At 70.9% G+C, this 22,260-nt stretch carries 22 protein-coding genes; 12 read left to right on the top strand and 10 right to left on the bottom strand.

What is annotated here, in order from left to right; genetic code table 11:
* Positions 1-40: 40 nt before the first annotated feature.
* The 4 genes from ACWCPW_RS00940 (at position 41) to ACWCPW_RS00925 (ending at position 4,447) form a co-directional block, all read left to right on the top strand.
* Positions 41-1,033: a hypothetical protein gene (locus tag ACWCPW_RS00940; protein WP_449759443.1), complete on the top strand. Its 993-nt coding sequence runs from the start codon at positions 41-43 to the stop codon at positions 1,031-1,033.
* Positions 1,030-2,313 carry an adenylosuccinate synthetase gene (locus ACWCPW_RS00935; protein WP_449759442.1) on the top strand — a complete coding sequence of 428 codons (1,284 nt, stop codon included), beginning with the start codon at positions 1,030-1,032 and terminating at the stop codon, positions 2,311-2,313. The genes ACWCPW_RS00940 and ACWCPW_RS00935 overlap by 4 nt, the downstream gene beginning before the upstream one ends.
* A gap of 283 nt (positions 2,314-2,596) precedes the next feature.
* On the top strand, positions 2,597-3,370 hold the full coding sequence (locus ACWCPW_RS00930; RefSeq protein ID WP_449759441.1) for an electron transfer flavoprotein subunit beta/FixA family protein: 774 nt from the start codon (positions 2,597-2,599) through the stop codon (positions 3,368-3,370).
* Between the two features lie 117 nt (positions 3,371-3,487).
* Positions 3,488-4,447, top strand: a complete 960-nt coding sequence (locus tag ACWCPW_RS00925) for an electron transfer flavoprotein subunit alpha/FixB family protein (RefSeq protein ID WP_449759440.1) — start codon at positions 3,488-3,490, stop codon at positions 4,445-4,447.
* Positions 4,448-4,571: 124 nt separating this feature from the next.
* Here ACWCPW_RS00925 and ACWCPW_RS00920 read toward each other — a convergent pair whose 3' ends face one another.
* The 3 genes from ACWCPW_RS00920 to ACWCPW_RS00910 form a co-directional block, all read right to left on the bottom strand.
* Positions 4,572-4,994: a PIN domain-containing protein gene (locus ACWCPW_RS00920; RefSeq protein WP_449759439.1), complete on the bottom strand. Its 423-nt coding sequence runs from the start codon at positions 4,992-4,994 to the stop codon at positions 4,572-4,574.
* Entirely contained in the window at positions 4,991-5,206 is a 216-nt protein-coding gene (locus tag ACWCPW_RS00915; protein WP_449759438.1) for a type II toxin-antitoxin system VapB family antitoxin, read from the bottom strand. The genes ACWCPW_RS00920 and ACWCPW_RS00915 overlap by 4 nt, the downstream gene beginning before the upstream one ends.
* Before the next feature lie 173 nt (positions 5,207-5,379).
* Entirely contained in the window at positions 5,380-6,345 is a 966-nt protein-coding gene (locus ACWCPW_RS00910) for an EamA family transporter (RefSeq protein ID WP_449759437.1), read from the bottom strand.
* Between the two features lie 74 nt (positions 6,346-6,419).
* On the opposite strand from ACWCPW_RS00910, the gene ACWCPW_RS00905 reads away from it, so the two are divergent.
* Positions 6,420-7,343, top strand: a complete 924-nt coding sequence (locus ACWCPW_RS00905) for a LysR family transcriptional regulator (protein ID WP_449759436.1) — start codon at positions 6,420-6,422, stop codon at positions 7,341-7,343.
* A gap of 18 nt (positions 7,344-7,361) precedes the next feature.
* On the opposite strand, the gene ACWCPW_RS00900 is transcribed toward ACWCPW_RS00905, so the two are convergent.
* Positions 7,362-8,312, bottom strand: coding sequence for a hypothetical protein (locus ACWCPW_RS00900; RefSeq protein ID WP_449759435.1), 951 nt, complete (start codon positions 8,310-8,312; stop codon positions 7,362-7,364).
* Positions 8,313-8,658: 346 nt separating this feature from the next.
* Between ACWCPW_RS00900 and ACWCPW_RS00895 the strand changes: the two genes are divergently transcribed.
* Positions 8,659-10,266 (top strand): choice-of-anchor A family protein, encoded by a 1,608-nt coding sequence (locus tag ACWCPW_RS00895; RefSeq protein ID WP_449759434.1) that lies wholly within the window; start codon positions 8,659-8,661, stop codon positions 10,264-10,266.
* Positions 10,267-10,441: 175 nt separating this feature from the next.
* On the opposite strand, the gene ACWCPW_RS00890 is transcribed toward ACWCPW_RS00895, so the two are convergent.
* Complete coding sequence (locus ACWCPW_RS00890) at positions 10,442-11,659, bottom strand: amidohydrolase (RefSeq protein ID WP_449759433.1); 1,218 nt, start codon at positions 11,657-11,659, stop codon at positions 10,442-10,444.
* 144 nt (positions 11,660-11,803) lie between these two features.
* Between ACWCPW_RS00890 and ACWCPW_RS00885 the strand changes: the two genes are divergently transcribed.
* Positions 11,804-12,718 (top strand): SDR family oxidoreductase, encoded by a 915-nt coding sequence (locus tag ACWCPW_RS00885; RefSeq protein WP_449759432.1) that lies wholly within the window; start codon positions 11,804-11,806, stop codon positions 12,716-12,718.
* 137 nt (positions 12,719-12,855) lie between these two features.
* On the opposite strand, the gene ACWCPW_RS00880 is transcribed toward ACWCPW_RS00885, so the two are convergent.
* Positions 12,856-14,070, bottom strand: a complete 1,215-nt coding sequence (locus ACWCPW_RS00880; RefSeq protein ID WP_449759431.1) for an amidohydrolase family protein — start codon at positions 14,068-14,070, stop codon at positions 12,856-12,858.
* Positions 14,071-14,226: 156 nt separating this feature from the next.
* Between ACWCPW_RS00880 and ACWCPW_RS00875 the strand changes: the two genes are divergently transcribed.
* A complete protein-coding gene (locus tag ACWCPW_RS00875) occupies positions 14,227-15,135 on the top strand; it encodes a LysR family transcriptional regulator (RefSeq protein ID WP_449759430.1) in 909 nt (302 codons plus the stop codon).
* 201 nt (positions 15,136-15,336) lie between these two features.
* On the opposite strand, the gene ACWCPW_RS00870 is transcribed toward ACWCPW_RS00875, so the two are convergent.
* The 3 genes from ACWCPW_RS00870 to ACWCPW_RS00860 are packed head-to-tail and all read right to left on the bottom strand — an operon-like array spanning position 15,337 to position 17,371.
* Positions 15,337-16,107, bottom strand: coding sequence for an AIM24 family protein (locus tag ACWCPW_RS00870; protein WP_449759429.1), 771 nt, complete (start codon positions 16,105-16,107; stop codon positions 15,337-15,339).
* Entirely contained in the window at positions 16,104-16,724 is a 621-nt protein-coding gene (locus ACWCPW_RS00865) for an AIM24 family protein (RefSeq protein WP_449759586.1), read from the bottom strand. Before ACWCPW_RS00865 ends, ACWCPW_RS00870 begins: the two co-directional genes overlap by 4 nt.
* Before the next feature lie 23 nt (positions 16,725-16,747).
* A complete protein-coding gene (locus ACWCPW_RS00860) occupies positions 16,748-17,371 on the bottom strand; it encodes an AIM24 family protein (RefSeq protein ID WP_449759585.1) in 624 nt (207 codons plus the stop codon).
* Between the two features lie 251 nt (positions 17,372-17,622).
* On the opposite strand from ACWCPW_RS00860, the gene ACWCPW_RS00855 reads away from it, so the two are divergent.
* The 3 genes from ACWCPW_RS00855 to ACWCPW_RS00845 all read left to right on the top strand — a co-directional run bounded on the left by ACWCPW_RS00855 (position 17,623) and on the right by ACWCPW_RS00845 (position 20,337).
* Positions 17,623-18,483 (top strand): AAA family ATPase, encoded by an 861-nt coding sequence (locus ACWCPW_RS00855; protein WP_449759584.1) that lies wholly within the window; start codon positions 17,623-17,625, stop codon positions 18,481-18,483.
* A gap of 6 nt (positions 18,484-18,489) precedes the next feature.
* A complete protein-coding gene (locus ACWCPW_RS00850; protein ID WP_449759428.1) occupies positions 18,490-19,887 on the top strand; it encodes a vWA domain-containing protein in 1,398 nt (465 codons plus the stop codon).
* Positions 19,888-20,139: 252 nt separating this feature from the next.
* Positions 20,140-20,337 carry a DUF397 domain-containing protein gene (locus ACWCPW_RS00845; protein ID WP_449759427.1) on the top strand — a complete coding sequence of 66 codons (198 nt, stop codon included), beginning with the start codon at positions 20,140-20,142 and terminating at the stop codon, positions 20,335-20,337.
* On the opposite strand, the gene ACWCPW_RS00840 is transcribed toward ACWCPW_RS00845, so the two are convergent.
* Complete coding sequence (locus ACWCPW_RS00840; protein ID WP_449759583.1) at positions 20,300-21,184, bottom strand: helix-turn-helix domain-containing protein; 885 nt, start codon at positions 21,182-21,184, stop codon at positions 20,300-20,302. The genes ACWCPW_RS00845 and ACWCPW_RS00840 overlap by 38 nt on opposite strands.
* A 389-nt stretch (positions 21,185-21,573) precedes the next feature.
* Here ACWCPW_RS00840 and ACWCPW_RS00835 point away from each other — a divergent pair, with 389 nt between their 5' ends.
* On the top strand, positions 21,574-22,236 hold the full coding sequence (locus ACWCPW_RS00835; protein WP_449759426.1) for a class I SAM-dependent methyltransferase: 663 nt from the start codon (positions 21,574-21,576) through the stop codon (positions 22,234-22,236).
* The last annotated feature ends 24 nt before the right edge of the window (positions 22,237-22,260 follow it).

Genomic DNA, 22,260 nt, shown 5'->3' with positions numbered 1-22,260 from the left:
GCACAGTGATCCCATTCGTCCCGATCGGGGAGTGAGCACCATGGGCAGTGGCAACTGGTCCACCAACGTCTACGACGCGGCACAGAGCTACAACGCGGCCGCCGGCCGCAGCGCGTTCCACTACGACCACGTCACCAAGCACAGCACGCCGCGCAGCGCCTGGAAGGCGCACGCGGACCTGGACCCGACCCTGGCGAGCACCCGGGAGAGCCGGGACAGCGACGAGCACCCCACGTCGCTGGCCATCTCGGTGCTCTTCGACGTGACCGGCTCGATGCTCCAGGTCCCGCAGACCCTGCAGACCAAGCTGCCCGAACTGTTCGGCCTGCTGCTGCGCAAGGGCTACGTGCAGGACCCGCAGATCATGTTCGGCGCGATAGGGGACGCGACGTGTGACCGAGTCCCGTTGCAGATCGGTCAGTTCGAGTCGGACAACCGGATGGACGACCAGCTCGGCAACATCCTCCTCGAGGGTGGCGGCGGCGGGCAGAAGCGCGAATCCTACGAGCTGGCGCTGTACTTCATGGCCCGGCACACCTCGATCGACTGTCACGACAAGCGCGGCAAGCGCGGCTACCTGTTCGTGATCGGCGACGAGATGCCCTACCGCAAGGTGCGTCGGTCCGAGGTCCGGGAGTTCATCGGCGACGACCTCGCCGAGGACATCCCGATCGAGCGCATCCTGGCCGAGCTGCAGCGGATGTACGAGGTCTACTACATCCTCCCGGCCGGATCGTCCTACGTGGGCGACGCCGAGGTGTTGGGCGAGTGGAAGGGCCTGCTGCGGCAGAACGTGATCGAACTCGACGACCCGGACGGCGTGTGCGAGACGATCGCGCTGACCATCGGACTCGCCGAGGACGCGATCGACCTGGACGAGGGCCTGGACCACCTGCGCGAGGTGGGCGCCACGGCCCAGGTCGCCAACGTCTCCAAGGCGCTGGCGTCCTACGCCCGCGCCGGCGGCGGCGTGGCCGTCTCCGGCTCGCTGCCGGGCCTGGACGGCGACGGCACCGGCACCCCGCGTCTGTGACACCACGTCATGTCGCGGTCGTCGACCTGGGGTTCGGTGACGCGGGCAAGGGCACCACGGTGGACCGGCTGTGCGCGCGAGCGTGGGAGGAGGGGCGGCCGGTCCACGCCGTGGTGCGCTTCAACGGGGGCGCGCAGGCCGCGCACAACGTGGTCACCGACGACGGGCGGCACCACACGTTCGCCCAGTTCGGCTCGGGCACCTTCACCCCGGGCACGCGCACCCACCTGTCCCGGTTCATGCTGGTGGACCCGCTCGCGCTGGCGGCCGAGGCCGAACACCTGCGCGGGCTCGGCGTGCCCGACCCGTTCGCGCTGCTCACCGCGGACCGGGAGGCGCTGCTGACCACGCCGTACCACGCGGCGGCCAACCGGGCCCGGGAGCTGGCCCGCGGGGCCGGCCGGCACGGGTCGTGCGGGATGGGCGTGGGGGAGACCGCGGCCTTCGCGCTGGCCCATCCCGAGGCGGCGCCGCGGGTGGGGGACTGCGGCTCGCCGCGGCTGCTGCACCGCCGGCTGACCGCTGTACGGGACGCGCTGAGCGCCGAATTCGGGACACCGCCGGGGCCGGACGTGGCGGCCTGCGCGGAGGCGTTCCTGGGCTTCGGGCGGGCGGTGCGCATGGTGGATCGCGCGTACGCGCGCGAGCTGCTGCGCGGCGGTCCGGTGGTCTTCGAGGGGGCGCAGGGCGTCCTGCTCGACGAGTGGCACGGGTTCCACCCGTACACGACGTGGTCGACCACGACGTTCGCGAACGCCGAGGCGCTGGCCGCCGAGGCGGGCGAGCCGCTGTACCGGCTCGGCGTGCTGCGCACCTACACCACCCGGCACGGCGCGGGGCCGCTGCCCACCGAGGACGCGGCGCTGACCGCCGCGCTGCCGGACGCGCACAACGGGACCGGGCGCTGGCAGGGCGCGTTCCGGGTCGGCCACTTCGACGCGGTCGCGCATCGGTACGCGGTCGCGGTGTGCGGGGGCGTGCACGGGCTCGCGCTCACCCACGCGGACGTACCCGGGCGCGCGGCGGTGGGCGTGGCCCGGTCGTACCGCGGCGTCGAGCCCCGAGTGGGTCCGGCGGGCGACCTCGCGCATGCCGAGCGGCTGACCGGGCACATGTTCGCCGCGCGACCAATCGTGGAGCCGGGGCCGGGGCCCGCGGCGTGGCCGGAATTCGTCGCCGCCGAACTGGGTGCCCCGGTGACCTTGCTCTCGTTCGGACCGCGTACCGGTGACAAGCGCGAGGAGCCGGTACTAGGCTCCTATTACTCTCCGGTAACATAGCTCTCGGGGAGGTTCGCGGGAGGTCGAGTTCGGGTCGGTGGTCAGCGGCTTTACCGGAACCGCGTACTCTCGAAGCAGAAGTTGACGGACCGTCAGAACTGAATGTGCCCTGTGTCACGCGTGTGCCCCCGCGCGGGCGTGGCATCGTGACGCGAAGATCGATGGATCTTGGGGCCGGAACCGTGGGCCTGTCGCCGACCCGGTCGACGGGCATGACACCCTCGGACCGGCACCTGGGTGACCGGACGACCACAGGAGAACTGTTGTGAAAATCGTTGTCTGCGTGAAGTACGTACCCGACGCGACCGGGGACCGGGGCTTCAACGACGATGGCACCACCGATCGCGAGTCGGTCGACTCCCTGCTGTCGGAGCTGGACGAATACGCGATCGAGCAGGCTCTCAAGATCGTGGAGTCCGGTGTCGAGGCCGAGATCACGTACCTGACGGTCGGTCCGGACGATGCCAAGGACGCGCTGCGCAAGGCGCTGGCGATGGGCGGCGACAAGGCCATCCACGTCAACGACGACGACATCGCGGGCACGGACGCGCTGGGCACCTCGCTGATCCTGGCGAAGGCGATCGAGCACGCCGGCTTCGACCTGGTCCTGTGCGGCATGGCCTCCACCGACGCCTCGATGGGCGTCGTGCCGGCCATGCTGGCCGAGCGCCTGGGCGTCCCGCAGGTCACCTACCTGGACGAGATCGCGGTCGAGGGCGGCAAGGGCGGCGGCACCGTCACCGGCCGCCGCGAGGGCGATGTCGCCACCGAGCGCATCGAGGCCGCGCTGCCCGCCGTCGCGTCGGTCACCGACCGCACCGGCGAAGCCCGTTACCCGTCCTTCAAGGGCATCATGGCGGCCAAGAAGAAGCCGCTGGAATCGCTCGACCTGGACGACCTGGGCATCGAGTCGGACCAGGTCGGCCTGTCCGCCGCGTGGTCGATCGTGGACACCGCGACCAAGCGCCCGCCGCGCGCCAAGGGCGAGGTCGTCGAGGACGAGGGCGAGGGCGGCGTGCAGCTCGCCGCGTTCCTCGCCGCCAAGAAGTTCATCTGAGTCGGTCAGCAGCACCGGACTGTTTCGACACGTTTGTGGCGGTCGCTCCAGGAGCGGCCAAGCATCGCAACCCGGCCGGAGAAATCCGGGCTGTACCGGACAAGGAGAGAACCCCACATGGCCGAGATTCTCGTTCTCGTCGACCACGCCGACGGCGCGGTCCGCAAGCCCACGCTGGAACTGCTGACCCTGGCCCGCCGCCTCGGTGAGCCCGCCGCGGTCTTCCTGGGCAAGGGCGCCGAGGGCGCCACCGAGACGCTGGGCAAGTACGGCGCGCAGAAGGTCTACGTCGTGGACGCCCCCGAGGTCGACGACTTCCTCGTCGCCCCCGCCGTCGACGCGCTCACCCAGATCGCCCAGGGCGGCGAGCCGGGCGCGATCCTGGTCGCCTCCTCCGCCGACGGCCGCGAGATCGCGGCGCGCGTCGCGGTGCGCCTGGAGTCGGGCCTGATCACCGACGCCGTCGACGTCGAGGCCGGCGCCGACGGCCCGGTCACCGAGCAGTCGGTGTTCGCCGCGACCTACCAGGTCAAGGCGCACGTCACCAAGGGCACCCCGATCATCACCGTCAAGCCCAACGCCGCCACTCCGGAGGAGGCCCCGGCCACCCCCGCGGTGGAGGCCGTGACGGTGGACTTCACCACCGCCGCCACCGGCACCAAGGTCGTCTCGCGCGCCCCGCGCGAGAAGTCCGACCGCCCGGAGCTGACCGAGGCCGACATCGTCGTCTCGGGTGGCCGCGGCGTCAACGGCGCGGAGAACTTCCACGTGATCGAGTCGGTCGCGGACGCGCTCGGCGCGGCCGTGGGCGCCTCGCGCGCGGCGGTGGACGCCGGTTGGTACCCGCACAGCCACCAGGTCGGCCAGACCGGCACCCAGGTCTCGCCGCAGCTCTACATCGCGGTGGGCATCTCCGGCGCGATCCAGCACCGCGCGGGCATGCAGACCTCGAAGACCATCGTGGCGATCAACAAGGACGAGGACGCGCCGATCTTCGACCTGGTCGACTACGGCGTGGTCGGCGACCTGTTCAAGGTGATGCCGCAGCTCGAAGCGGAGATCAACAAGCGCAAGTAGCGCACGGGGGCGCCTTCCAGGCCCCTTCGCGCGCGTGACGACCCCGCACCGGGACGACCGGTGGCGGGGTCGATCCATTCCCGCCGGGCCGGCACGGGCGGCGGCGAGTCCCCGCCACCGGACGCTACTTGCCGGCCACCGGGCCGTACCACTGGAGTGCCTGCCCGGTAACGGCCGCGATGCAGTCGAAGTCTCGATCGCGGTGGAGGAGTGTCAGGCCCTGGAGTTCCGCCGTGGCCGCGACGACCAGATCCACGGCTCCGGCGCTGCGATGATGCCCCCGATCGGTGAGTTCGCCCTGGACCTGCCAGGCGCGGTCGTAGGCCCGGTCGTCCACCGGAACCCAGCCGAACAGCAGCCGCATGTCCTCGATGCCCCGGGCCCGGTCCGCCGCCGTACGGGCGCTGTGGAAGAATTCGAGTTCGGTGATGGGGCAGGTCGCGATGAGGCCGGCCCCGGCGGCTTGGTCCCAGCCGAATTGCTCGGCGTCACTCCGCATGAATCGCGCGAGCGCGCTGGTGTCGATCAGGAATTGCGCGGCGCTCACCGACGGTAGTTTCGCTTGTCCTCGAGGACATCGAGGTCGAAGGCATCGGTGTCGGCCGCCGCACGCAACCGAGTGAGCGCGAGTGCACGCCGCCGATTGTCCAGGACTTCGCGGAGGGCGGTGTTGACCGTCTCCCGCTTCGTGCCGGTTCCCAAGGCCTGGGCCACGGCGGCGACCAGATCGTCGTCGAGGTCGATCACGGTTCGAGCCATCGATGCACCTCCGTTGATATCATTTATTGCGCCAATGATATCCGATCCGTAATCCGGGTGCTGGCCAGTGCCGGTCGCGGGTCCGCACCCGGGACCTCGGCGGCCTCGTTGGTGGTGGAGCGCAGCCGCCATTCGTTGAATATGTTCCGAAATCCAGGGTGGCTCGAGGCCGGTCATCCGCCCGCGAGGTCGGGACAGGTTCGGGTGCCGCCGGTGGCTTCGAGGGGGAGCGGGGGGAGCGGCAGGCTGGTGGGCGTCGCGGTGGGGGTGGTCGGGAGCGGCTTGGGGGTGCCGGTGAAGGTTGCCAGGCCGATGCCGATGAGGACGATCGTGGCGCCGAGGGATTCGAGCCGGCCGGGGCGTTCGCCGAGGACGGCCCAGGCGGTGAGGATGCCGACGATCGGGACGAGGAGGCCGTACGGGGCCACGGCGGAGGCGGAGCGGCGGCCCAGGAGGGCGAACCACAGGCCGTAGCCGAGCCAGGAGGACAGTACGACGGTGAAGGCCAGACCGCCGACGCCGCTCCAGGAGGCGGAGGTGAGCGCGTCCAGGTCCCGGCCGGGGCCCTCCACCGTCAGCGACAGCGCCAGCAGCGGAAGCGGTGCGGCGAGCGCGGACCACACCACCAGGCCGGTGCCGCCCGGGATGCCCGCCTTCCGGGTGAGCATGTTGCCGAAGCCCCAGGACGCCCCCGCGCCGATCACCAGGACGAAGGGCCACAACGACGCGCCCTGACCCCGCCCGAACGCGATCACGCCCATCCCGAGCGCGGCCACCGCGAGCGAGACCAGCCGGGTCCGGCCCGGGATCTCGCGCAGCATCACCACCGCGAACAGCACGGTGAACATCGCCTGGCACTGGATCACCACCGAGGACAACCCGGCCGGCATCCCCGCGTGCATCGCGCTGAACAGGAACGCGAACTGGCCCACGTTGACCGTGAGTCCGACCCCGATGATCAGCCACCAACTCGTCTTCGGCCGCTTGATGAACAACACCGCGGGAAACGCGACGAGGGTGAACCGCAGCGCGGCCAGCAGAAAGGGCGGGAAGTCGTCGAGGCTCGCGTCGATCGCGACGAAGTTCACTCCCCAGATCACGCTGACGAGCGCGGCCCACAGGGAATCGGTACGGGTCATGATCAGAAGTGTGTGGCCCGACCATCCATCAGGTCCATCTACATTTTCCGGACTTCATTCGGTAGTTTCCCTTCATGGAACTCAAGCGGCTGAACATCCTGCGCGCGCTCGACGAACACGGCACCGTCGTCGCCGCCGCGCAGTCGCTGCACCTGACCCCGTCCGCCGTCTCGCAGCAGTTGGCCGTGCTCGCCCGCGAGGCGGACGCGGTGCTGCTGGAGAAGCACGGTCGCGGTGTCCGCCTGACCGCCTCGGCGCACGTGCTGCTCGGCCACGCCGACGCGATCGCGACCCGCCTGGAGCAGGCCCGCGCCGACCTCGCGGCGCAGCGCGACGGGCGGATCGGCCGGGCCCGGATCTCCGCCTTCCCGTCCGGCATCTCCGGCCTGGTCGGGCCGGCGCTGGCCCGGCTCAAGGTGAGCCATCCGGGCTGGCGGTTCGAGGTGGTCCAGTACGAGACCGAGGAGGCGCTCCCGCTGCTGCCCGCCCGGGAACTGGACGTGGCGGTCGTGATGACGCACCCGGACATGCCCGCGCCCGACCATCCGCGGATCGAACTGCACCCGTTGTTGGACGAGCCGTTCGAGATCGCCCTGCCGAGCGGGCACCCGCTGGCCGAACGGGCCGAGGTGTCCTTGGCAGCCGACCTCGCCGACGCCGACTGGATCATCACCGCGCCCGGGACCGCGTGCCACGGGCTGCTCCTGACGGCCTGTCACCAGGCCGGGTTCCAGCCCCGCCTGGTGCACACCTCGACCGACTTCGGTGCCCAACTGGCCCTGGTGGCCGCCGGTCTGGGGGTGACGATCATCCCCCGGCTGGCCCAGCCGGCGCTGCCGCCCGGCGTACGGCTGCGGCCGATCGCCGCGCCCGCGCCGCGCCGGCATCTGATGGCGGCGGTCCGTCGGGGGTACGGCCCCTCGCCGCTGCTGAGCACGCTGCGGGCGGTCGGCGCGGAGCTCGCGGCCCGGGACCGAGCGGGGGCCGGCCGGCCCTGAGGGCCCGGTCGCCCCCGGTCACCCCCGCGCGGCGGCCTCGGGTGTCTCGGCGGGATCCGGGTCCGGCGTGTCGGCGGGTTCCTGCGCTTCGTGCTTGCCGAAGTACGCGACGGCCACCGCGCCGGACACCGCGAGCACGAAGCCCATCACGGCCATCCAGGCCAGTCCGTCCCGCGAGGTGTCGCCGAGCCACAGCACGCCCACCGCGCCCGGCACCACCGTCTCGCCGACCACGAGTGCCGCCGTCGCGCCGTTCACCGAGCCGATCTGCAACGCGATGGTGTGCAGGTACATCCCGCCGATGCCGCCGATCAGCACCGCGTACAGCGCCGGGTCGGCGGCCAGCTTGCCCAGGTCGAACGGGTCGACGCCGTCCAGGATCCGTACACCGATGCCGAGTCCGCCGAAGCCGAGTCCGGAGAGCAGGCCCGCGACGATCGCGCCGTTGGCGCCGAGGAAGCGGACCAGCACCGTGCCGCCGACGATCACCACGAACGTGACGATCAGCACCCACCAGTGCGTGGCGCGCGGACTGTGCCCGTCGCCCTCGGGCCCGGCCGCGATGCCGAGCAGGACCAGCGCCCCGCAGACCACCCCGATCGAGGTCCAGTCGGCCCGGTACAGCTTGATCCCCAGCAGCTTGATCCCGAGTACGGCGGTGATCACCAGGTTCGCGCTGATGATGGTCTGGGACAGGAACAGTGGGAGCAGCCGAGCGGCCAACGCGCCCAGCGCGAAGCCGACGAAGTCGAGCAGGGTCCCGACGATGAACTCCCACGTGACCGCGGCCTTGGCGGTCGAGGACAGGCTCGGGCCGCCGTACCCGGTGACCTGGGCGGTGCCGCCGCCCCGCTCGGCCCGCTTGGCCTCCTCCTCACGCGCGGATCGCCGCGACCCGACCGCTTGCAGCACCGACCCGACGCCGTAACACGCGGAGGCCGCGACAGCGGTGACCAGTCCGACGATCACAGAAGACTCCCATGCACCAAGATTTCGGATGTACCGCGAGGACGGCTACGGACACCCTGCCGGCCACGCGAGGGTGCGACGCACGACCCTCGCGGCGGCCCGTCCGCGCGCGGCTCGATTCCGACCCCCGCGCGACGCCCTCCCCGCCTCGTCTCGCCACGCCAACGATCGTGTTCCGTACCCGGTTTCCGATTCGGACCGGCGGATCACATCCCATACCTGCGGCGTAGGCGGACCGTACGCATCTCGGTTGACGACGAGCGACGCGCCGCCTCGGAAGAGGCATTCGGGGGAATCTCCTGCGCGCCTTGTGACGATTTGTAGACTTATGTCCGATCTTTCATGAATGCACAGGAAACCGAACGCCCGGATCCGCGCGACGGGCCTCGCGCTGTCCGGAGTCGTCACCCTCGGCGGTGTGATCCTCGTCTGCGTGTTCGCTGTCATGGGCTTCGCCAAGCCGCTGCCCGGCGGCCTCGGCCCCTGTATTCCAGGGACCTGTCCGGACACCTCGAATGTCGAACCCAACTCCGGTCCGATCCTGGGTCGAGACAACGGCATCAACATGTTCGTCGGCGGTGACTGGTCCGTGCGCGGATCCGCCGCGGAGGCCGAGGGCAAGCTGGTCGCCCTCGGCAACTTCGACATGAACAAGGCGGCCACGGCGTCCACCGTCTACAACGTGGGCGTCGTGGGAGCCGGCACCCGGGTGCCCCCCGACAACGGTACGGACTTCCTCACCGTCGGCGGCAACCTCACGGTCGCGACCGGCCAGAGCGTGCTCGCCGAGGAGGGCACGGTGAACGGCGTGGTGCGCTACGCCGGTACCTTCACCGGCGGCACCGTGTCGCCCCCCGCGGTCAAGGACGGCTCCGCGGCGGCGCAGTACGCCGGTCTGCGGCCTCAGTTGACCGACTCCTCGAGCTGCTACGCGTTCCCGGACGGGAGGCCGCGCGCGGCCACCGGCACCGCCACGAACGTGGGCTTCGAGACGCTGTTCACCGGTGACGGTACGTCCTCGCCCCAGGTGTTCAACGTCGGCTTCGACATGATCAACCCCAATACCGCGAGCGGGGACCAGGGCGTCTCGTTCGTGGGCATCCCCGCGAACGCCACGGTCCTGGTCAACCTGACCGGGACGACCCGGGTGATCAGCTCCTTCATCGGCAGCGCGAGCATCCCCGCCGGGCTGCGCGAGCGGCTGTTGTGGAACTTCCCCGAGGCCACGTCGGTGACCATCAAGGGCTCCGCCCAGTTCCAGGGCAGCGTGCTGGTGGGCAACCCGGCGAGCACCACGACCGTGTCGGTGCCGGGAATGAACGGGCGGTTCTTCACCGCCGGTTCGCTGGTCCACGAGTCGACGTCGGGTTCCGAGTTCCACCGGTACCCGTTCGACGGTGACCTGCCGGACTGCGGCGGGCCCACGTCGGCGTCGCCGTCCGTGTCGCCGTCGACCAGCCCGTCGGCGTCTCCGTCCACATCCCCGTCCGCTTCGCCTTCGGCGAGCCCGTCGGCCTCCCCGTCGGCGAGTCCTTCGGCCAGCCCGAGCGCGAGCCCCTCGGCTTCGCCTTCGGCCAGTCCGTCGGCTTCCCCGTCCGCGTCTCCGTCGGCCTCGCCGTCCGCTTCGCCTTCGGCGAGCCCGTCCGCCAGTCCGTCGGCCTCCCCGTCGGTGTCGCCGTCCGCCTCCTCCTCGGCCTCGCCCTCCGCCAGTCGGTCGGCGGTGCCCTCCGGTACGCACACCAAGCCGCACGGCGGTGGCGGCCACGGCGGCGGTCCGGGCGGCGGCCACGGCGGTAACGGTGGTGGCGGGATCGGCGGATCCGGTGGATCGCACCTCGCGCACAGCGGCCTGCCCGGCAGCGCCGCGGTACTGCTCGGTGGCAGCGCGATCGCCATCGGCATCGGTGCGGCCCTGATGTTCCTCTACCGCTCGCGTGGTCGTAGCCGCGCGTAGTACCCATCCGACCCCGAACGGCCCTCGATCTCCTCGGAGATCGGGGGCCGTTCCCACATCCGCCGGTCGTGCCCACCTTCGGTGGCCGTTCCCACCTTCGGTGGTCGGTCCTACCCTCGGCGCTCGCCTCCGCATCGGCGGCCGGTCCCACGTCGGCGGTCGTGGCCGAGGGCCGCTACCCGAGCCACGCGCCCGCCGCGATCAGCAGCGCGCGTACGCCGGTCTCGATGGTCGGCTCGATCACCGGCGCGAAGTACGGTGAGTGGTTGGCCACCACCGGTCGGGTCGGACCGTCCGGTCCGAAGCCGGCCGGGTCGTCGCCGCCGAACATCCAGAACACCGACGGCACGCCGGCCTCGGTCGCGAACAGGCCGAAGTCCTCGCTCGCGGACGCCGGGCTCATGATCCGGACCCGCTCCTCGCCCAACGCCGCCGCGTGCGCGGCCCGGACCCGCTCGGTCTCGGCCGCGTCGTTGACGGTGACCGGGAAGTTGTGGATCGTCTCGATCTCCGGGTCCCTCGGCGCGCCCGCACCCCGCGCCTCGGCAACCGTCAACCGTTCGATGGCGGCCAACACCCGGGCCCGCACACCCTCGTCGAAGCTGCGTACGCTGACACCCAGTTCGGCCTCGGCCGGGATGATGTTGTCCTTCGTGCCGGCCTGCAACCGGCCCACCGTGACCACGGCCTGCTCCATCGGACCCACCGTCCGGGAGACCACCGTCTGCAAGCGCATCACCAACGACGCGGCCATCACCACCGGATCCACCGCGTGTTCGGGCTGCGACCCGTGTCCGCCTCGGCCGTGCAGCCGGATGGTGAGCGAGTCGGCGGCGGCCAGCACCGTGCCCGGGCAGTGCGCGAGCGTCCCGGTCGGCCCGGGGGCCACGTGCTGGCCGAGCACCACGTCCGGACGGGGGAAGCGCTCCAGCAGCCCGTCGTCGAGCATCGCCCGCGCGCCCCGGCCGATCTCCTCGGCCGGCTGGAACAGCGCGACCACCGTCCCGTGCCACGCGTCGAGGTGGGTCGCGAGCACGTGGCACGCACCCAGCAGGCAGGTCACGTGGACGTCGTGCCCGCACGCGTGCATCACCGGTACGCCGTCCGCGGTGGTGACCGTCGACGCGTAGTCGAGTCCGGTGGCCTCGCGGACCGGCAGCGCGTCCATGTCCGCGCGCATCCACACCGTGGGTCCGTCCCCGTTGCGCAGCACCGCGACCACACCGGTGCGGCCGACGCCCCGGGTGACCGTCCAGGCCGCGTCGAGCCGCTCGGCGATCACGTTCGCGGTGCGGTGTTCGTGGAAGGAGAGTTCGGGGTGCGCGTGCAGGTCCCGGTAGAGCTCCGCGAGGTCGGGCGGAACCTCGTCCGGTCCGGTCGGCAGGTTCCCCATGGGGCGACTCCTTTCGCGACCCGCGCGCCGTGCGCACGTCGTTCGACCGCGTGCTCGGCAAAGGATGTACGCGGCAACGGTCTCAACATACTGTGACCTCCGTAGCGGTCGTCGGAAGCGGTCGACAAGCATCGGAGGGGCCATATGAGCGGGATCTGCGAGGGACGCGTCGTCGTCGTGACGGGTGCGGGCAACGGCATCGGGCGGGCGCACGCGCTGGCGTTCGCGGCCGAGGGTGCCAAGGTCGTGGTGAACGACCTCGGCGGCGCGCGCGACGGCACGGGCGCGTCGGCGGGTCCGGCGCAGGCCGTGGTGGCGGAGATCGTCGCGGCGGGCGGCGAGGCGGTGGCCAACACCGACGACATCTCCGACTTCGCCGGCGCCGAGGCGCTGATCGGGCAGGCGATCGGGACGTACGGCCGGCTCGACGTCCTGGTCAACAACGCGGGCATCCTGCGCGACCGGATGCTGACCAATATGTCCGAGGCCGAGTGGGACGCGGTGATCCGGGTCCACCTCAAGGGCACCTTCGCGCCCGCGCACCACGCGGCGGCGTACTGGCGGGGGCTGGCCAAGGCGGGCGAGCCCGTCGACGCCCGGATCATCAACACCAGTTCGCCGTCCGGCATCTTCGGCAACGTCGGCCAGACCAACTACGGCGCCGCCAAGGCCGGTATCGCGGGCTTCACCATCATCGCGGCGCAGGAACTGGGCCGTTACGGCGTCACGGTCAACGCGATCGCCCCCACCGCGCTGACCCGGCTGACCGAGGACCTGGCCGGCTTCGCCGACGAGGACGCCGCCGCGAAGCTCGCCGAACAACTCGCCCCCGAGCACATCGCCCCGCTCGTGGTCTGGCTCGGCAGCCCCGCCTCGGCCGGCGTCACCGGCCGGGTCTTCTCCGTCACCGGCAGCTCGATCAGCGTTGCCGAGGGCTGGTCCAACGGCCCCACGATCGACAAGGGCGCCCGCTGGACGCCCGCCGAACTCACCGAGGTGATCCCGGACCTGGTCGCCAAGGCCGCCGGCAACGCCGACATGAGCGGCACCCGCAAGTAGCCCTCGCGAAGGCCGCGAGGTCGAGGTGTTCGACGCCGCGCGGACACCCCGGGGCCCGACCCGCCCCGCCGCACGAACGACGCCGCCGGCCGCGCCCCGGGGGAGTGGGGTGCGGCCGGCGGGGGTTGGGCGGTGGGCTACTTGGTGATGCCGAAGCGCTCCAGGCCGAAGGCCTTGATCGCGTTGGTGCGGAAGAGCTTGTCGCACTCGGCCTGGGTCAGGCCCGCCTTCGTGGCGATGTCGAGGGCGACCTTGTGGGTGTTCGGGAAGGTCGAGTCGGCGTGCGGGTAGTCGACCTCGAAGCAGATCTGGTCGATGCCGATCACGTCGCGGTTCCGCAGGCCGATCTCGTCGTCGAAGATGCAGCCGTAGATCCGGTCCTGGATGTACGAGCTGGGCTTCTGCGTCAGCGACGAGCCGAACGCGTTGTCGTCGCGCTCCTCCCACAGCTTGTCCGCGCGCTCCATCACGTACGGCATCCAGCCGACCTGGCCCTCGGCGTAGGCGATCTTCATCTTCGGGAAGCGGTCGAAGACGCCGGAGAAGATGTAGTCGACCATCGAGCCCATGGCGTTCTGGAAGGTCAGCACCGAGGAGACGATGAACGGCGCGTCCGGGGACGTGGACGGCATCTTCGAGGACGACCCGATGTGCATGCAGACGATGGTGTTCGTCTCCTCGCACGCCCGGAAGAACGGGTCCCAGAAGCGGTCCTTGTCGTGCACCGACGGCAGTCCCAGCGGAACCGGGTTCTCCGAGAAGGCGACCGCGAACGAGCCCTTCGCCGCGCACCGCCGCACCTCCGCGGCGGCCAGGTTCGCGTCCCACAGCGGGATGATCGTCATCGGCAGCAGGCGGCCCTTGCCGTCACCCGCGCACCACTCGTCGATCATCCAGTCGTTGTACGCCTGCACGCACAGCAGCGCGAGTTCCTTGTCCTCACGCTCGTAGAACGCCTGGCCGCAAAAGCGCGGCAGGATGTTCGGGAAGCACAGCGACGCGTCCACGTGGTTCGCGTCCATGTCCTTGAGCCGCTCGGACTGGATCCACGCGCCCGGCCGGATGTCGTCGAAGGTGACCGGCGTCACGTCCAGGGTGTCGAAGCCGACCGCGGCCGAGAGCTTGGGGAACGGGTAGACCAGGTCGTCGTACAGCCACCAGTCGCACCACTCGCCGTCCTCGACGCCGCGCTCGTAGGAGAACACGCCGCCGATGAAGTTGAACTTCGCCTTGTCGCGCACCACGCGCGGGCCCCGGTCCTTGTACTTGGCGGGCAGTCGCGAGGTCCACAGGTCCGGGGGCTCGACCACGTGGTCGTCCACGGAGATGATGCGCGGGATCTCAAGCGTCATGGCTGCTCCTGATTGCACGTGCGATGGGCCTCGGTGGCGGCGGTGGCCCCGCTTGCGACGCGTGGACCCTGCGCTCTCCAGGAAACCTGCTGACGGGTCGTCAGCCAAGCCCCTGTTGTTGCTAACGTTATGCCGACACGGCATAGGTGGGTATCCATGGAACTGCGCGACCTGAGATGTTTCCTGGCCGTCGCCGAGGAACGGCACTTCGGCCGGGCCGCGGCACGGCTTTACCTGTCCCAACCGATGGTCAGCAAGGCGGTGCGCCGCCTGGAGCAGCAACTGGGCACCCGGCTGGTGGACCGGTCCTCGCTGCCGGTGGCGCTCACGCCGCTGGGCGAGGTGTTCCGCAGTCGGCTCGACGAGTCGCTGCGGGTGCTCGACGACGCGTGCGCCGAGGTGCGTCGGCGGGCCACCTGGGACGCCGATCAGGTGCGCGTGGGATATACCTCTGGCCTGGGTCCCTCGCTCGTGTCCGCCGCGATCTCCGCGCTGCACATCCGCCACCCGGCGCTGCGCGTGCAGTGGACCAGCGAGCCGACCGCCCGTCAGGTGGCCGACGTACGCGAGGGCGTGCTGGACGCGGGGCTGGGCTGGCTGCCGGACCTGGGCCCGGGCTTCGAGTCCGCGCGGGTCGGTACGTTCGCCTTCGTCGCGCTGCTCCCGCAGGAACACGCGCTCGCCGGGCGGTCGTCGGTGAACCTGACCGAGTTGGTCGGCAGCGGCGAGCCGGTCGTGGTGTGGCCGCGGCAACCGCATCCCCGGCTGTTCACCCGCGTCACCGAGGCGCTGCGGCGGTCGGGGGCGACCGAGATCGTCGAGGCGTACGGCAGCGTGGACGATGTGATCGCGCGCGTGGTGGATCGCCAGGGAGTGGGCCTGTCGCCGCGCGGGTGGGCCCGGCAGCGTCCCGTGCGCGGGGTCGTCCAGGTCCCGCTGACGGGGGCGCCGGACGTCGCGGTGACCGCCTTCTGGCGGGCCGACGCGGACCACGAGGGGGTCGGCGTGCTGGTCCAGCTCCTGCGCGAGGTGGCGGCGGCCAGCGACCTTGCCGACCAGCTCTGAGCGGGCCGTGCGGCGCGTCCGCCCGTGCGGCCCCGGGCGGTGCGAGCGTGCTCCGGGCAGGGCCGCACCCCGCGTCCCGGCGCGCGGCCCCGATGGCGCGCGATCGCGCCCGAAGCGTTGGCGAGGCCCTTCACCGTCCCCAGTAAAGGGCCTCCCCCGCTCAACGGTGCGGGCCCGTCGCCGGTTCCCGCCGAGCCTGTCTCACTGCAACAGGCGTCCCAGCCGTCCCGGGAGGTTCGGCAGCCCGGGAATGCCCGGCGTGCCCTGCTGCCCGGCGGGCTGATTGGCCGCCGCGCCCTGGGCCGGGATCAGATTCGGGTCGATGGAGATCTCCGAGGACTGCATCAGCACCGTGCCGGTACCGACGAAGTCGTACTGGTGCTCCTCGCCGGACGCGCCGCCCAGACCGGTCAACCGCCGGGCCATGCCCAGCGCGCCGCGCATGTACTTGGTGTCGAAGTGATGACACGGCGTCGGGCAGTCCGCCCAGCCGAGCAGTGCCTCGGGGTCCACCCGGATCGGCGGCTCGACGAAGTGCACCGCGCCGTTGGAGGCGGCCACGAACTTGCCGGTGCCGATCAGGGTGACGAACCCCGGCACGATCGACTGCTTGAGGTCCAGGCCGGGCTGGAACGCGAGCAGGTTGGCCGCCCGGATGGTCAGATTGCCCACTTCCAGGTCGTACGAGTTGACGTCGAAGCCGCGGTCGGCGAGCAACAACCGGCCGTTGCCCTGCGCGACGATCCAGTCCTGGATGTACAGCGGCGAGTTGAAGTTCGCGGTGACCAACCGGTCGAGCGCGCCCACGCCCAGCGCCTCGAACTTGATCCGCCCGTAGTAGGCGATCATCTTGCCCTTCTGCACGAACCACTCGCCGTCGAGCGCCACGCAGAAGGCGTACGGATTGACATTGTCGTCCTGCGGCAGCGTTCGCGCGTCGAACACCGCGGGGCCGGAACCGAGGGCGGTCACAACTTCTCCTCGCTCGCCTGGACGTAGACCGTGCCCGTGCCGGACAGTTCCAACTGGAACGCCTCGCCGGAACCGCGCCCGATCACGTCGCGCCAACCCACGTTGGCACCGATTCGGTTGTCGATCTGTCCTCGGTGTGCCACATACGCCTGCGGGTCGACGTGGATCGAGCGGCCCGGCTGGACCGGCAACTCGATCACGCCGCCGTGCGCGAGCACCCCGCACCACCCGTGGCCGGTCAGCGTCGTGGTGAACAGGCCCTGGCCGGTCACCTGGCCGCGGATCATGCCGCGCACGCCGCCCTGCGAGCCCATGAACATCGTCCCCTGCCGCAACGAGTCCTCGAACACGAGCAGCCGGTCCGCCTCCACGTGCAGGGTGTCGCCGGTGATCTGGATCAGATGCACGTGTCGGCCCGCGTGGCCGAACATCACCGTGCCGTCGCCCTCGGCCTTCATCAGCGGCACCGACTCGCCGGCCAGCCGCCGCCCGATCATCCCGCCCACGCCTTGGGCCCCGGTGGTGGTCGGGGTGAAGGAGATCTCGCCCCGGTAGGCCAACATCGCACCGCGCAGGCAGTACAGCGTCTGCCCCGGACGTACGGTGGCCTCGATCATCTTGGAGTTGACCTGGTCGAACGTCACGTCTGGCCCCCGATGGTCTGTCGCTCGGTGGGCTGTACGTAGACCAGCCCCTCGCCCTGGAAGCGCAACTGCACGCTCTCGCCGGATCCCTCGCCGATGAAGGTGCGCCAGTTGACGTCCTTGACGAACTCCTTGCGGAGCTGCCCGGTGTGCGCGACATACGCCCCCGGGTCCACCGACAGCGGTTCGCTCTGCGACACCCGCAGCACGATGGCCGGCCCGTCGGAGGTGACCGCGACCGTGCCCTGACCGGAGACGGTCGTGGTGAACAGGCCCTGCCCGCTGCTCGCGCCGCTCAAGCCGGTGAACTCGGTGCCGGTGCGCAGACTCTGGTCGACGGCGAGCAGATTGCTCGACTCGACGTGCAGCGTCTCGCCGGTCAACCGGACGAGGTTGATCTCGGTGGCCCGGTCGGCGAACCAACAGGTGCCCTCACCGCTCACCTCCATGAGGGTCATGCCCTCACCGGTGAGTCGACGGGTCACCATGCCGCGCAGGCCCTCACCCCCACCGGACAGTCGCTTGAAGGACATCCGTCCGTCATAGGCGATCATCGTCCCGTTCCGGGCCTTGACCGCCTCTCCGCTCATGCCCACCGCGAGAACTCGCGTGCCATGCATCACAAAGGTCGCCACGGTCCGGAAGCTAGCAGCGGGCTACCGGTTGTCGGAGGGTGGAAACCCCTCATCTTGCCGGGGTTTTACCAGCGGCGCGGCGGCGGGCGGCGGCGGACCGCAGGGGCGGGAGGAGCGGTGGTGCCGCCGGGACGCCGTTGCGCCGGCGCCGAGGGCCTCTTGTAGCTTGAGGGGGCAGCCGGCCGGATCCGGCGCGTGCCCAGGCCGCGGACCGCGAGGAGTGCACCACCATGACGATGTTCGCCTCGCCCGAGGACGCCCGCACCCGGCTCGGTGCCGTCGACTACCTGACCGACCCCGGCATCGCGACCGCCGTCTTCCTGGCCGACGCGCTCGGCAAGCCGCTGCTGATCGAGGGGCCTGCGGGGGTCGGCAAGACCGAGTTGGCCAAGGCGGTCGCCGCGGCCACGTCCGCCGAGCTGATCCGGTTGCAGTGCTACGAGGGCCTGGACGAGTCCCGGGCGCTGTACGAATGGGACTACCGCAAACAACTGCTGCGCATCCAGGCGGGCGTGGACGGATGGGACGAGGCCCGCGCGGGGATCTTCGCCGAGGAGTTCCTGCTGGCCCGGCCGCTGCTGACGGCGATCCGTCGGGACGAGCCGACCGTGCTGCTGATCGACGAGACGGACAAGGCGGACGTCGAGGTCGAGGGGCTGCTGCTGGAGGTGCTCTCCGACTTCCAGGTCACCATTCCCGAGCTGGGCACGATCACCGCCTCGCGGCGCCCGTTCGTGGTGCTCACCTCGAACGCGACGCGCGAGCTGAGCGAGGCGCTCAAGCGGCGCTGCCTGTACCTGTACATCGACTACCCGACGCCGGAGCGCGAGCGGGACATCGTGCTCACCCGGGTGCCCGGGATCCGCGAACAACTCGCCGAACAGGTGGTGCGCACCGTCGCGTCGCTGCGTGCGTTGGAGCTCAAGAAGGCGCCGTCCATCGCCGAAACCCTGGACTGGGCAAGGACGTTGATCGCGCTGGAGGCCGACGCGCTGGACGAGGACGCGATCGCGCGCACGCTCGGCGTCGTGCTCAAGCACTCCTCGGACCACACGCGGGCCGCGAAGGAACTCGGCCTGCCCGGCATCGGCGGCTGATCGCCGATGACCCTCCTGGACCGTCACACCGGATTCGTCCGGGCGTTGCGCCACGGCGGATTGCCGGTGTCGCTCGCCGAAGGGCTGGACGCCGCCCGCGCGTTGACCGTGCTCGACCTCGCGGATCGGGAGACGCTGCGGGCCGCCTACGCCGCGTCGCTGGTCAAGCGGCACACCCACCGGGGGGTCTTCGACACGCTGTTCGAGCTGTGGTTCCCGGTGGGCGCGGCGGCGACCGGGGTCGATCGCACGGACGCGGCGCCCGAGGAACCGGCCGGCGCGGCGCGGGGCGGGGGAGATCCGGACGCCGCCGACGCCGAGGCCTTCCGCGACCGGTTGCGCGAACTCCTGCTCGGCGAGGACGACATCGCGCTGCGCCGGTTGGCCCGCGAGGCGGTCGGGCGGTTCGGCGCCTTCGACGGGCCCTCGGGACCCTCGTGGTCCGCGAGCATGGTCGGCCGCGCACTGGACCCGCGAACGCTGATGGCGGGCCTGCTGCGCGCGGTGCTCGGCGGCCGACTCCCGGGCGGGGTGGCCGAACGCAACGCGCGACGGATGATCCAGACCCGGATGGACCGGCTGAACGGGCACGTCCTCGCCGACGTACGCCGTCGACTCGCCGAGGAGCGCGGTATCGAGCGGGTCGCCGAGACCGCGGTCGAGCCGGCGGTGGAGAACCTCGACATCCTGCGCGCGAGCCGGACCGACCTGATCGCGCTGCGCCGGGAGATCCAACCGCTCGCGCGGCGCCTGGCCACCCGGCTGACGATCCGTCAACGGGCGGGCCGGCACGGCCGTCTGGACTTCCGCCGCACGGTGCGCGCGTCGTTGTCCACGGGCGGCGTGCCGCTGACCACCCACCACCGGCCGCGCCGCCCGCACAAACCCGAACTGGTGGTGCTGTGCGACGCGAGCGAGTCGGTCGCCTCGTTCGCCCACTTCACCCTGATGCTCGCCTACGCGCTGCGCGAACAGTTCGCCCGGGTACGGGCGTTCGCGTTCATCGACACGGTGGACGAGGTGACCCGGTTCTTCGAGCGGCCGGGCGGGGACGTCACCGAGGCGATGCGCCGACTGACCGCGGAGGCCGATCTGGTGCGGCTGAGCGGACACAGCGACTACGGACACGCGTTCCGAGTCTTCGTGGAGCGCTACGGCGACGTGATCGGACCGAAGACCTCGCTGCTGATCCTGGGCGACGCGCGGAACAACTATCAGGACCCGGCCCTGGCCGCCGTAGAGGCCATGGTGGCGCCGGCCCGGCACGCGTGGTGGCTCAACCCGGAACCGGAGCGCGACTGGGACACCGGCGACTCGATCGCGAGCGTGTACGGCCGGCGGATCTCCATGATCGAGTGTCGCAATCTGACCCAACTGGGCTCATTCATCGGTGAGTTGGCCTGATTGCGAGCGATCGACCGGGGCTCGGGCGATGACTGCGAAAGGCCGGCCGAAGGGCTCGATCGAATGCGTTCGTACATTCGGGGGAGGGCCTTGGCCATTCGGGGGAGTGCCTTGACGTGCCGACTTGACTACCTCTCGGCGAGCCGCGAGGGTACGTGCCGTGATCACGGCACACGTCGATGCCCCTGCTCCGCGAGGCGGGCGGGAGAGATGCCTCGACGGTCGCCGCCGGCTTTTGAGGATGGGTGACAAATGCGAGCTCAGGCCGACGCTCCCGCATGGCGCAAGAGTTCGAAGAGCGGCGGAGGCAACTGCCTCGAGGTCGCGATCCTCGACGGTGTCCTCGTGCGTGACTCGAAGCAGTCGGCGATCGGTCCTCGGCTGCGATTCGCCGGAGCCCAGTGGCGGCTGTTCACGACGCTGACGGGTGCGGCCCGGGTATCCCGGTAGAACCCGCGGAGAGATGGTCGAGCGCTCGTCGAATCAACTCCTCCGCCTGATCGAGATGGGCGATCTGTTCGAGTCGCCAGAAATCCTCCAGGTAATTCAACGGCGCCTCGACCTCCGAATTCTCCCGGATGGTCAGGTGCTTTTCCTCGGGACCCTCGACGGAGAGCACCAGACCGTCCTCCGGATCGCGGAACTCGAAGATCGTGTAGCCGAGATTCACGATCGAATTCAGTCCGGCGCTCAGCGGCGCGATCCGCACGAAGACCCGAGGGTATTCCCGGACCGTCAGCAGATGCCGCAACTGCTCGCACATCGCGGATACCCCGCCGACCGGGCGATACAGCACACCTTCGTCGATCACGAAGTTCAACAGCGGTCGGTCCTCACCGTTCGTCAGGATCCGCTGCCGGTCCAGGCGCAGCCGTACCTGCTCGTCGACGTGCCGGCCCGGGCTGAGGTGTTCCAGGATCGCCCGCGCGTACGCCTCGGTCTGCAGCAGGCCGGGGATGCGCAGCGGTTCGAAGTTGCGGATCAGCGTGGCCGAGGACTCGTAGCCCAGGAAGGTGAGCAGGGCCGGGGAGACGATCGTGCGGTACGCGCTCCACGGGGTGCGTCGCCGAGCGCCCCTGGCCAGGGCCAGGAGCTCGTCCACCCGGGTGCGGTCGTTGATGCCGTACTGCTGGATCAGCGCCCGCAGGTCGGTGACGGTCACCCCCACGCCGCCGGATTCGATGCGGATCACTTTCGAAAGCGACCATTCCAGGCGGGTCGCGACATCGCGTTGGGTCATTCCGGCCGCTTCGCGAAGTCGCCGCAGCTTGTCGCGTAAGCGCCGACGCAAAATCATCGGATCCTGGCTCGTCGGCATCCATGCCCTCCCCGTGGTGGTCGAAAAGATCACCCATCGGCTTTCCGGTCGGCCATCTCGCGTCTGGCGAGGTGGCAGAAAGCCAACGCACGACCGACATATCGAGCTCTACTGCATGGGGATACCCCCCGGCAAGAGGCGCGGCACCCGAGGACCCGCCGCGAGTCGTGTCGAGCGGGAAATTCGGCCGGCCGCACGATCTCGTGGGCGTGGGGCCGAGGAGACGGGTGGGTGTGCGGATGCGGGTGGGGCGGAAAGCGGGTGTGCGCGAACGGCCTTCGAGGAGGCCGTGCATCCACCCGGTCGGTGCGAACGTGGCCGGTTTGTCGCCGCCCGATCGCCGGGTGCGATCTGCCAGGCTCGACCCCATGGACGCGAATCGACTCGCCGTGGACTTCTGGGACAACGCCTACGCGGACGGAATGTACGCGGACGCCGGGCCCGACGCGTTTGTGCACCGCATTCTCGCGGTGGCCGCGCCGGGCACCCGCGGCGTCGAGATCGGCTGCGGCAACGGCCGCAACCTGATCCCGTTGACCGAGGCCGGCCTGGACCTGGTCGGCGTCGACCCCTCCCGCCGGGCGCTGGAGCAACTGGCCGCTCGTGCCCCGGAGTCGACCCTGGTGCACGGCACCCAGGACGATCTGCCGCCCGGTCGACGCTACGACCTGGTGATCGGCATCCAGGTGCACCAGCACGGCACCCGCGACGCCGCCCGCGCGCTGCTGCGCGGCTCGCTGGCCCGGGTCGCCCCCGGCGGCCTGTTCGCGCTGCGGACCGCCTCCGCCGACACCCAGGCGGTCGAGGCACACGAGGTGCTGGACGTCACCGAGGACGGCGGCCGAACCTTCCGCTACCTGGAGGGATTCAAGGCCGGCCTCGTCGTGCACTACTACGGCCGACTCGAACTGGAGTCCCTGCTCCGCGACTTCGAGCCGGTACTGCCGCTGCGCGCGGAACACACCGAGCGCCGCGACCCGCCGGCGGGCACCTGGGCCCACTGGGAGACGATCGTGCGAAGGCCGGCGTGACCGCGCCGCGGCGGTTCCTCGCGC

Source organism: Embleya sp. NPDC001921 (assembly GCF_053594475.1).
Note: the sequence above shows the minus strand (reverse complement) of the source record. Positions and strands in the feature narration are given on the sequence as shown.